Annotated in this window: 7 protein-coding genes and 1 pseudogene; 3 read left to right on the top strand and 5 right to left on the bottom strand. The window is 46.2% G+C overall.

The annotated features are described in order from the left end of the window. Positions 1 to 322: 322 nt before the first annotated feature. Both IM507_RS16925 and IM507_RS16920 read left to right on the top strand, forming a co-directional pair. Positions 323 to 1,267, top strand: coding sequence for an isoaspartyl peptidase/L-asparaginase (locus IM507_RS16925; RefSeq protein ID WP_104397859.1), 945 nt, complete (start codon positions 323 to 325; stop codon positions 1,265 to 1,267). Positions 1,268 to 1,338: 71 nt separating this feature from the next. Continuing rightward, entirely contained in the window at positions 1,339 to 2,526 is a 1,188-nt protein-coding gene (locus IM507_RS16920; RefSeq protein WP_002738027.1) for an FtsW/RodA/SpoVE family cell cycle protein, read from the top strand. 805 nt (positions 2,527 to 3,331) lie between these two features. Here the strand turns inward: IM507_RS16920 and IM507_RS16915 are convergent. From IM507_RS16915 to IM507_RS16900, 4 genes are all read right to left on the bottom strand, one after another. Then, positions 3,332 to 4,636, bottom strand: a complete 1,305-nt coding sequence (locus IM507_RS16915) for an ABC transporter substrate-binding protein (RefSeq protein ID WP_002736331.1) — start codon at positions 4,634 to 4,636, stop codon at positions 3,332 to 3,334. A 483-nt stretch (positions 4,637 to 5,119) separates the two neighbouring features. After that, positions 5,120 to 6,358: a carboxyl-terminal processing protease CtpA gene (gene ctpA / locus IM507_RS16910; RefSeq protein ID WP_287637379.1), complete on the bottom strand. Its 1,239-nt coding sequence runs from the start codon at positions 6,356 to 6,358 to the stop codon at positions 5,120 to 5,122. 191 nt (positions 6,359 to 6,549) lie between these two features. Further along, the gene (gene fba, locus IM507_RS16905) at positions 6,550 to 7,629 is read right to left on the bottom strand and encodes a class II fructose-bisphosphate aldolase (protein WP_002751568.1); all 1,080 of its coding nucleotides are present in this window, start codon (positions 7,627 to 7,629) and stop codon (positions 6,550 to 6,552) included. Positions 7,630 to 7,761: 132 nt separating this feature from the next. Beyond that, entirely contained in the window at positions 7,762 to 8,889 is a 1,128-nt protein-coding gene (locus tag IM507_RS16900; RefSeq protein WP_287637378.1) for an aldo/keto reductase, read from the bottom strand. Between the two features lie 318 nt (positions 8,890 to 9,207). On the opposite strand from IM507_RS16900, the gene IM507_RS16895 reads away from it, so the two are divergent. Beyond that, positions 9,208 to 10,683, top strand: coding sequence for a leucyl aminopeptidase (locus tag IM507_RS16895; protein ID WP_123230346.1), 1,476 nt, complete (start codon positions 9,208 to 9,210; stop codon positions 10,681 to 10,683). Positions 10,684 to 10,851: 168 nt separating this feature from the next. On the opposite strand, the pseudogene IM507_RS16890 reads toward IM507_RS16895, so the two are convergent. Then, positions 10,852 to 11,052: pseudogene (locus tag IM507_RS16890) on the bottom strand (IS200/IS605 family transposase); the annotation flags it as partial. Between the last annotated feature and the right edge of the window lie 141 nt (positions 11,053 to 11,193).

The raw sequence follows: 11,193 nt of genomic DNA, 5'->3' as shown, positions 1-11,193 counted from the left end.
TTTTGAGAGAATCGTCGTTCAAAACCTTGCGTCTTCATCGGCCCGCGTCCTGTAGGGGCGAAGCATTCGGACAATAACCTATCGGTGAAAAGGTAGATTTTCTATCCGAATGCTTCGCCCGTACTTATTCAGCAAACCCTAATTCAAATAAAAATGCCGAAAAAATATTTGATAAGCTGTTAAGCAATTTAAATGCGCGGGCAGCTGACAGTACAGTTTATGCCCTTTTGTTAAAGGGGAAGTCAAGATAGATGGTGTAAATGCGCTACTATTTAATGGCAAAGCCGTCCTCAAGAGACGGGGTTTCGGACTCAATTTTTCGATGACCAGAGTAAATGCGAAGTTAATTATTCATGGGGGAGCGAGTTCCCTAGAGGATAAAGGTGGTTTAGAATCAGTGCGCGATTCTCTCCGGGGGATTGTCAAGAATATTTACAACCTCCTTGACAATGGTGCTAGTGCTGTGGAAGCGGTGACAAAAGGATGTATGTTACTGGAGGATGAACCGCGATTTAATGCTGGGACTGGTTCGGTGGTGCAATCGGACGGTCAGGTGCGAATGAGTGCAGCCTTGATGGATGGTCGTCACCAGCGTTTAAGCGGTGTCATTAACGTCTCGCGGGTACAGAATCCCATTAGCCTGGCTCAATTTCTCCAAAGTCAAGAGGATCGCATTCTCTCGGAAATTGGGGCTGCAGATCTGGCCCGAGAATTACAAATTCCCCTCTATGATCCCCTAACCGATTATCGGATTCAAGAATGGATGGAGGAAAGAAAGACGAATTTTAATCGCAAAATGGCCCGTTTATTCGCCGACTCCTCAGCGCGACGGGGAACTATCGGGGTAGTAGCTCTTGATCAACAAGGAGACATCGCCGCCGGAACTTCTACCGGAGGTAAGGGATTAGAAAGAATCGGTCGCGTTAGTGACAGTGCCATGCCGGCCGGCAATTATGCCAATCCATGGGCCGGAGTAAGCTGTACGGGGGTCGGGGAAGATATTATCGATGAGTGTTTAGCCGCTAAAGTGGTCATTCGCGTCACCGATGGTTTTTCCCTCGCCGCTGCCGTGGAGAAATCGATGCACGAATCCCAAACTAATGGTCGGGATCTGGGCATGATTTCCCTTGATCGTCAGGGTAATATTGTTTGGGGGAAAACGGCGGAAATTCTCTTGGCTGCCTATCACGACGGTCAGGCGATCGGTGATACCCTAGAATGGCACGGTGAAAATGCGGGTTTAATCGGTCATGTCGCCGTCGGATAGTGGAACAAACTGCGATCGAGCCTAGTCCTTTTGGTTAATCTGTGCAAGATACTTCTTTGCGAAAAATCTCCGTGTGGCAATATATTATCCCTATTTTTGACCCCGATGTGAAAAACTGGTCAGCCGAAGCGCGATTATTGCGCTGGATGACTTTTTTGTGGCTGTTAGTCGGGTTAGTCGTGCTTTTTTCTGCTTCCTACGCTCTGGCTGACAGTCGCTTTGATAACGGACTATACTATTTTATCCGCCAATTAATCTGGCTTTGGATTGGCTTAATTGGCTTTAATTTCTTGGTGCGATTGCCGATCGAGAAACTACTCAAAATCGCCCCCTGGATGATTTTATTAGTTTTAGGATTAATTTTGATCACTCTCATCCCCGGTTTGGGAGCTAATATCAATGGTGCCACCCGTTGGATTAAAATCGGGCCGATTCTCTTGCAACCGTCGGAATTTATGAAACCGTTTCTCGTCCTGCAAGGAGCGGCGGTTTTCGGTGGATGGCCGCGTTTAAATGTCAATCAACGGTTAACTTGGATCGCTATTTTTGGACTAATTCTAGCCGGCATCCTCTTACAACCTAACTTGAGTACCACTGCTCTGTGTGGTATAACTCTCTGGCTGATCGCTCTTGCCTCCGGTCTGCCTTTATCCTACATGACCAGCACCGCTTTACTGGGTTTAACTATGGCCGTGGTCAGTGTTACTTTCCGCGAATACCAGAGAAAACGGATTTTATCTTTCCTAGACCCCTGGCAGGATCCCCGGGGTGATGGTTATCAATTAGTGCAGAGTTTACTGGCGATCGGTTCTGGCGGAACCACTGGCAGCGGTTACGGTTTATCCCAACAAAAATTATTTTATCTACCCTTCCCAGATACGGATTTTATTTTCGCTGTCTTTGGCGAGGAATTTGGTTTTATTGGCGGTATTTTACTGTTAATCATGCTATTTCTCTACGCTACTCTCGCCCTGATCGTGGCGGTTAAATGTCGTCATCGCATCAAAAAATTAGTGGCGATCGGGGCGATGGTAATTTTAATCGGTCAATCTCTGTTAAATATCGGTGTGGCTACTGGTTCTTTACCCACTACGGGCCTACCTTTCCCTCTCTTTAGCTATGGCGGCAGTTCCAGTTTAGCCAGTCTCTTTTTAGCCGCCCTCTTAATCCGGGTGGCCAGGGAAGAAAATGACCCCGATCCAGTTCCCACCAATAAAAAAAGTCCTCAGAAAACTGTCTCGGTTTTCAGTCATCAGTGATGGATTGGGAATTATGAAGTGGGGTGTGGGAAGAATAAATAAAAATAATCTCCTATCTCCTGACTTCTGACTCCTAACCCGATATTGGTCAAAGATAAGTAAAAATTATTGATTGATGCCAAAAACTTGAGAATATTTAAATTAACATTCCGCAATATTTACAAATTCTTAAAAATTAATTGAGAAAGATTTTTATTTAACAACGATGTTATCATGGTTACAGCGATTTTACTGAATTTCATAGTGGGCTGTTCTGTGCTTTTTTGGACAGCAACGCTTGAAACCCTCACTACACCTAGAAGGTAATCCTAATCAAGACGGGTAAATGAGTCAATTTCACCCACAACGATGATCTTTTTTTTGTGTAGTTTTGTTGCAAAAAAAAAGTTTTTTTGACAAAAAGCACAAAGTATGAATTATGAAGTGGGGTAGTGAAGTAGTGGGGAAGTGGAGCATTTGGCTGAAATTTCCCTAAATCCCTATCACCCTATCACCCCAAAACCCTATCATCATATCTCCTGACGACCGACTCCTGATCACTGATCACTGATTACTGATTAGGGACTTGCGCTTTGATAATGTACCTTTTGGGCGAACGCAGTTCGCCCCTACATTGTGGACAAAATCCGTTACTGTAGGGGCGCAATGCTTGCGCCCTCCGATCGATCAGGTTTGCTGATCACCCTAAGTAGGGGGAGAGCCTTTGAGGTGTTAGGGACTTGCGCTTTGATAATGTGCCATCTGGCTGGTCTGGTTCTTCTACAGAGCGATTTTCTGGCTGGGATATTATTCCTACGCAAGTCCCTTACTGATTAGGTGTCACCTGATCGATAACCTTGAGAGTGCCGTCATCATTAACAGTCCAGACATCGTAACTACCGACCACATCGCCATTTTCATCGATATCCACATTGCCACTGGCCCCCTGATAGTTAATATCTTCGCCTTTGCGAATCATTTCCATGGCTTGACAAGCATCGGTTACTTCCGTCCCAGGACCATTAGCCACCTCACGAATCTTGCTTTGAATCCCTTCACCAGTGTTAGATTTAGCCGCCTCAGCTGCTAACATCAATAAAATCGCCGCGTCCCAAGTATGGGGAACAAAAGCAGTGACATCCTTGCCAGTTTTTTCTTTCCAGAGGCTAGTAAAAGCGCTTAAAGCTTGACCGTCGGCCCCGGGGACAGTGCCTAGGGCCCCAGCAATAATTGACTTACCATCGGTTCCTTTGCCCACCTGTTTGGTGAAATCTTCCGAATAAACCCCATCAGTGAGGAGGACGGTAACTCCTTTGGTCAACCCCTGTTTATAGGCCGCTTGTAGCAATAAACTGCCCGTTTCAGCGTAAAGGACTGCCGCTACAGCATCCGGTTGGTTAGCGAAGGCAGCCGCCGCTTCACTATCGAGAGTGGCAGCTTTCGGGTCATAACGGACGGGATTTTGCTTATTAGTGATCGTGCCACCTAATTTATCGAAAGCGCTCACGAATTCCCGTTCAAATCCGACTCCATAATCGTTATTGATCACGACGGTGGCCACATTTTGAAAACCCTTTTTCTTAGCTAGGACTGCTAAAGCTTGAGCTTGGTAGGTATCAGGGGGAGCCGTCCGCGCCCAAAAACCTTTAAAATCGCCTTTTTTCGCCCTGTCAGTAAATACAGGACTGGTGCTACCCGGAGAGACTAACATAACTTTATTTCTCACCGCCACATCGACGGCTGCTCCCGAGACGCTACTGGCAAAGGAACCGATCACACCAGCTACTTTATCCACCTCCGCTAGTTTGGTCATCGCTGAAGCACCGGCGGCGGGATCGGTTTGGTCATCTTCTTTCACCAGGGTGACGGGTTTGCCATTGACTCCACCACAGGCATTGATAGTCTCCACCGCTAGGGCGGCTGCTTCGGGCATATTTTGACCAATAGCGGCTAAATCTCCAGTAATGGGCAGTAAAGCCCCTAATTTTAGTCCCTCATCACCGGGAGCAGTGGTGGTGGGACTAGAGGCAGTGTTATCGGGGGTTTGGGCATTATTACAAGCGGTTAAAAAATTAGCTAAGAGGCTGATGCTCAGGGTTAAGGCTAGGGGCGATCGAATATATCTCTGCATGGCAGTAAAATCAAGGATGAGTTAAGGTTGCAAGGCTGAAAAACCCGGACTGGGAAAATTCTAATCGATGTTAGCATTCTCTCCAAATCAAACAGGTTTTCATCTTAATTTAGATATTGATGGAAAAAATGGCTAATTTGTTCGATCTATGCCGTCGGGTGTGGGGTGTGGGAAGTTTTTTCAGTGTTGCCAAAGGCACGGCGTAGCCGTCCAGTAAACAGTAAACAGTAAACTGAAAACGGTTCTTTTTGTTTGTGTTAGGCAATGGAGAGGGTTATAAGGGATGAAACCCTTATATAGAAAGACATTGATGGGATCTTGGTCAATTATTTTCCCCCTCTAACGAACTAATCAATTAAGTCTCTTGCCAGATAAGAATTTAGTCGATTTATGCCACCCGATCGAAGCAGACCAAGTAACGAAGAATCCTGAAAACTCGCATCTGATAACTGGTAACTGATAACTGATAACTGAAAACCCCACTTAGGAAGCTTTGGCTAAAACGGTCTTCTGGTTTAAAAACTGAATTGCCGTTTGGTATTGACTATCTTTTTCGGTGCCGATTTCCTCATAGGTGATCGGTTCCTGTGCCACCACTTGATCGGGCATAATTCCTAACTTATGAATATCATGGTGAGCGGGAGTTTCATATTTCGCCACGGTAATCGCTAATCCTGCCCCATCGGGTAACTCGAATAGGGACTGAATTAATCCCTTACCGAAAGTCTTTTCTCCCACTAAAACCCCTCGCTGATTGTCCTGTAATGCTCCAGCTAAAATCTCGCTGGCACTGGCGGTTCCCTGATTGACTAAAACGACTAAAGGCGAGTCGGTTAAAGCATTGCCAGAAGCGGCAAAACTATCGGCAATTCCCTCGCGATTAACCGTATAAACGATCGTTCCCTGATTAATCCACATCCGAGCGATTTCTATGCCCGCTTGCAGTAAACCACCGGGGTTATTTCTTAAATCTAAAATATAACCCTTGGCTCCTTGTTTTTGTAGGTTCGTCACTGCTTCCGAGACTTCTTTGGCAGCGTTAGCACTAAATTGATTTAAGCGCACATAACCGATGGGCAAGGAACTAGAATTTTTATCTAAAACCGCTACCACTGGACTTAAAGAAATGCGTTGACGGGTTAAAGATAGGGTTTTTGGTTGACTTTTTTGATAGGGAAGAATGACTAAGGAAACTTCTGTTCCGGGTGTCCCGCGCATTTTGGCTGCTGCCGCATCGAGGGTTAAAGTAGTGGTATCGATGCCATCAATAAACAAAATGCGATCGTGGCTAGTTAAACCAGCGGCCTCAGCAGGAGAACCAGCAAGGGGGGCAACCACTTCTAAGTAACCATTGTCAGGATTGATATTAATTTGCAGTCCTACCCCCGATAATTCCCCCGTGGTGCTAATTTGTAGGTTATGGTATTGATCCGGTCGCAAGAGACGGGTAAAAGGTTCATCGAGAGTGGCTAACATCTGTTCGATCGCATTATAGGCCGCCGTCCGATCGTTGAGGGGTTTTTTGATGAATTGTTCCCGCACCTGCCACCAGTTTTGATGATTAAAGGTGTCATCATAATAGGATTGGTTGACTAATCGCCAAGATTGCAGTAGTAATTTTTGTTCTTCGCTAAAGGCGGCTGCTGTGGGTGTCCATGCCATCCAAGTCAGACAAAACCAAAATCCCACCAATAATCCCGCCCACAACGATTTTTTTCTCATCTTGCTTCTCTTATAAATCCAGTGCTGATCTGCTGATTATTTTCAGTATAGTCTTTTCTCTGAAATCGATTCTTATCTGGTAACTCTTTCCCTTGAAGGCATTGCCATAAAAAAGAGGGTAGTTATGGTTAACTACCCCAAAAAATTCTACTAGATCGGCGCTATTAAGCGATCGCTTAATTGTTCAGCCACTAGACAGCCACAACTTTTTTGCTGACTTGGGTTAATTGCCCTTTAGCATATTTGGCTGCGTAGTCATCGAGGGACATTTGTTTGATTTTGCTGGCGTTACCGGCGGTACCAAATTGTTGATAGCGATCGGCACAAACTTTCTGCATATAGGTGATCGAGGGTTTCAGGAAGGAACGGGGATCAAACTCTTTCGGGTTGCTGAATAGTGCTTCACGAACTGCGGCAGTAATTGCTAAACGGCAGTCGGTGTCGATATTGATTTTACGCACACCACTCTTGATGCCTTTTTGGATTTCTTCCACGGGAACACCGTAGGTTTCAGGGATAGCGCCACCGAATTGGTTGATTAATTCGAGGAGATCTTCGGGAACCGAGGAAGAACCGTGCATAACCAAGTGAGTATTGGGTAAGCGGTTATGAATTTCTTCAATACGGCTAATAGCGAGAATTTCGCCGGTGGGTTTGCGGGTAAATTTGTAAGCGCCGTGGCTAGTACCAATGGCTACTGCTAAAGCATCTACTTGGGTTCTTTCGACGAAATCCACCGCTTCATCGGGATCGGTTAACAGCATCGAGTGATCTAATTCTCCCTCAAAACCGTGACCGTCTTCTGCTTCTCCTTTACCGGTTTCTAAGGAACCTAAACAACCGAGTTCCCCTTCCACACTAGCACCGATCGAGTGGGCAACTTTTACTACTTCAGCAGTAACGTTAACGTTATACTCGTAGGTGGCGGGAGTTTTAGCATCCGCTTCTAAGGAACCATCCATCATGACGCTGGTGAAACCGTTACGGATCGCCGAATAGCAGGTGGCGGGTTCATTACCGTGATCTTGGTGCATCACGATGGGGATATGAGGATAGGTTTCCACCGCGGCGGTGATCAAGTGACGCAGGAAGTTTTCCCCTGCATATTTGCGCGCACCGCGAGAAGCTTGCAGGATAACGGGGCTATCGGTGGCTGCCGCCGCTTGCATGATCGCTTGGATCTGCTCCATATTATTTACGTTAAAAGCGGGGATGCCATATCCGTTCTCAGCCGCGTGATCCAACAATAACCGCATGGGGACGAGTGCCATATCCTTTACTCCTTAATCTATTTCTTGTTTTTTGTCTCTTTAAATTCAAGAAAGTTAATTCTCTTACCTGTTAATCTTAAGATAGTTTTTACACTTTGACGATCCCCAAAAAAAATTTTTTCGGGTTTCGTCCTAAGATGACCACAATCTCCGTTGCGGTGGACCGTTAAGTAGTTCGTGTGTATTAAATAGCAGCTGGGGAATCGGCAATTTTTCTGGGCAGCGAGGTAAACAATCACCACATTCAGTACAATTATTGGCCTTGCGTCCGGGGAACCAATGACCGGCATTTTCCAGCATTCGATAGCGATACTGGCCAAAATCGGTCATTTCGTAAGCTACTGCCAGATTCCGTAGTCTCAATACTTCGGGGATATTAATATTTTCAGGACAGGGTAAACATTGATAACATTGGCTACATAAATCTGTAGCCAATTTATCGGTTAAATGTGCTTCTAAACGCTTAAAAACGGCAATTTCTGCCGCATCTAGGGGCTGATCTCCTTCACATACGTTGATAATTGCCTCTAATTCCTCTGGTATCGCTGCCCCGACGCTGAGGGTAGTAATGCGCGGATCGCTCAATAAAAAGCGATAATTTAGCTCTAAGGGTGAAAAAGGGGCGCATAACTCCTCTAGCTTCTTGGGAGGTCTGTGGAGACTACCTCCCTTATCAGCAGGGGAGATAATAAACACACCCATGTCCTTGGCTTGGGCTAAAGCGATCGCCGGTTGCTGTCTTTGCCAAAAAAAATAGTAATGGATATTGACAAAAGCGAAGAAATCTGTATTGATCGTCTCCAGAATAATTTCTAGGGGTGCATGGGTAGAAAAGCCAATATGACCGATTTTTCCAGCTTCTTGGGCCATAAAAACGGCTTTCATGCAGCCTTGGGGGTCTTTAATCCAGTTTAAATGCTCGCGGGTGTTAATACCGTGAATTGCTAGACAATCGAGGTAATTTAATTGTAATCGTTCTAGGGATTCGGCGATCGCTTTTTCCATAGTTTGGCGATCGGGAGTGGGGACTAATTTCGTAGTCAGATAAACCCGCTCCCGCACCCCTTGACGCTGCAGGTAGCGACCGAGAAAAACTTCGCTATTACCGTAACCTCTGGCCGTTTCTAGGTGATTAATCCCCAATTCTAGGGCGCGATCGAGTGTTGCGGCAAACACCGACTCTGAGGACAAACAGCGCATTGTCCCCAGAGAAAACAGCGAAAATTGCCAATTAGTACGGCCAAATCGTCGATAACGCATTGATTCAGTTATCAGTTACCAGTTACCAGTTAAGTAGGTAACCTCAGTTCGGGATAAGCTAAAACCCTGATGCTACCGTAGCCTGAAACTCCTATTCTTTCGTGGAAGCTATGGCAAAATTCCCTTATCCCGAACTGACGTTAAGATACAGTCTTATGGGCGAGTGAGTGGAACGAACCACTCCAGACACAAAGGACACAGAGATCGATCACTACTATATAAGTTAAACTTATCACAAAAAGAATAAGACAGCCACTGATAGAGCTTACAGTATAGTGATTAATAGAAGCATTTTGCAAAGAATTATCGAGATAAAGAATGGATATTCGATCGACTGACACCTCGCTCCTTACTTGGACAGGAGATACTTTAGCCCTAGGTTTACCAGAAGGAGCCATAGAGATTGCAGGAGAATTGGCAGAATTGAACGATAAACTGGGGGGAATCCTAGAGGATCTCATCTCCGAGACGGAATTCGAGGGAAAATTAGGCAGCAGTGCGGCGACTCGTCTAGGTGGTGGGGGTCCGATTCGCAAATTAATCCTGGTGGGATTGGGAAAAACTGCCGATTTCGACCTGCAAACCCTGCGTCTAGCGGCCGCCGCCATCGCTCGTCTGGCCAAACAACAAAAAAGCCAAGCTCTGGCCATCAGTTTACCGGTAGTTGGGGATCAGTCCGCCACCGCCGGAGCAATCACGGAAGGGCTGCTGCTGGCCAATCATCAGGATACCCGCTTCAAGTCCACTAAGGAGGAAAAAGGAGCCAAATTAGCAACCGTCGAGTTATTGGGTTTAGGAGAGCAAGCATCTGCGATCGCCAAGGCCGAGCAGATCTGTTCTGGGGTGATTCTGGCCAGAGAATTAGTCAATGCTCCCGCGAACACCGTCACCCCCCTAACCATGGCAGAAACCGCCGAGCAAATTGCCAGCGAATACGGATTAAGTCTTAATATTCTGGAACAGGAAGAATGCGAAAGCTTGGGTATGGGAGCCTTCCTAGGAGTAGCCAAAGCCTCGGATATTCCCCCGAAATTCATCCATTTAATCTATAAACCCCAAGGAACCCCGAAACGTAAACTAGCAATCGTTGGCAAAAGTTTAACCTTTGATTCCGGCGGTTTGAATATTAAAGGGGCCGGCAGTGGCATCGAAACCATGAAAATGGACATGGGGGGTGGTGCCGCCACCCTAGGCGCGGCCAAGGCGATCGCCCAATTACGGCCAGAAGTGGAAGTACACTTTATCTGTCCGGCTACGGAAAATATGATTAGTGGTCGCGCTATGCACCCCGGGGACATTTTAACCGCTTCTAACGGCAAAACTATTGAAGTCAATAACACCGATGCCGAGGGACGATTAACCCTGGCCGATGGCTTGGTTTTTGCGGAAAAATTAGAGGTAGATGCGATCGTGGATCTAGCCACTTTAACTGGGGCCTGTGTCATCGCTTTGGGGGACGATATTGCCGGTTTATGGAGTAGCGATGAGAGTCTCGCTGCTCAACTCCAAGAGGCCGCTAAATTAGCCGGCGAAAAATTCTGGCCAATGCCTCTAGAAGAAAAATATTTCGAGGGTCTGAAGTCTCCAATTGCCGATATGAAAAACACCGGCCCGCGCCCCGGCGGTTCCATTACAGCCGCTTTATTTTTGAAGCAATTCATTAATAATACTCCCTGGCTCCACCTAGATATCGCAGGACCGGTCTGGTCCGATAAAGAAAATGGCGTTAATAATTCCGGGGCCACTGGTTTTCCCGTCCGCACTCTAGTTAATTGGGTAATGGCCAATAATTAAGTTATCGGTGATCGGTAAGCGGTATTAAGTGAGGAGTATTTTCACTGTTTACTGTTTACCGATCCCTGAAAAATCTGCCCCACCCCTCACCCCTATCTCAAGGTCGCGAGAGGACTCCCGTTAAACTGCGTAGCGGTTAACGGGAGATGAATCGCGACCAGAATGAAACTAACGCAGTAGCCTTTCCACTTTTGGGGAGTTTTGGTTCTCGACGTATTTTTTTAGTTGTTCGACAGTAACGTCGCCACAACTAGCCACGAAATAAGCTCCCGCCCAAAAATAGGGTTTGTTGTCGAAATACTTTGCCGCCAAATCTGGAAATTCTTGTCTAATTAAGCGACTACTAACTGTTTTAAGGTTAGCGATTAGGGCTCTTCGGTTTATGTTATGCAATGAACGGGGGTTATAAGGGATGGAACCCTTATATAGAAAGGCATTTAGCGATTTTTGTTAATTATTTTCGATCTAGAGCGAACTAATCAATTAAATCCCTTGCCAGATAAGGATTTA

The sequence above is a fragment of the Microcystis sp. M20BS1 genome (genome assembly GCF_020245305.1).
In the GTDB taxonomy this organism is placed as follows: Bacteria; Cyanobacteriota; Cyanobacteriia; order Cyanobacteriales; family Microcystaceae; genus Microcystis; species Microcystis ichthyoblabe_A.
Note: the sequence above shows the minus strand (reverse complement) of the source record. Positions and strands in the feature narration are given on the sequence as shown.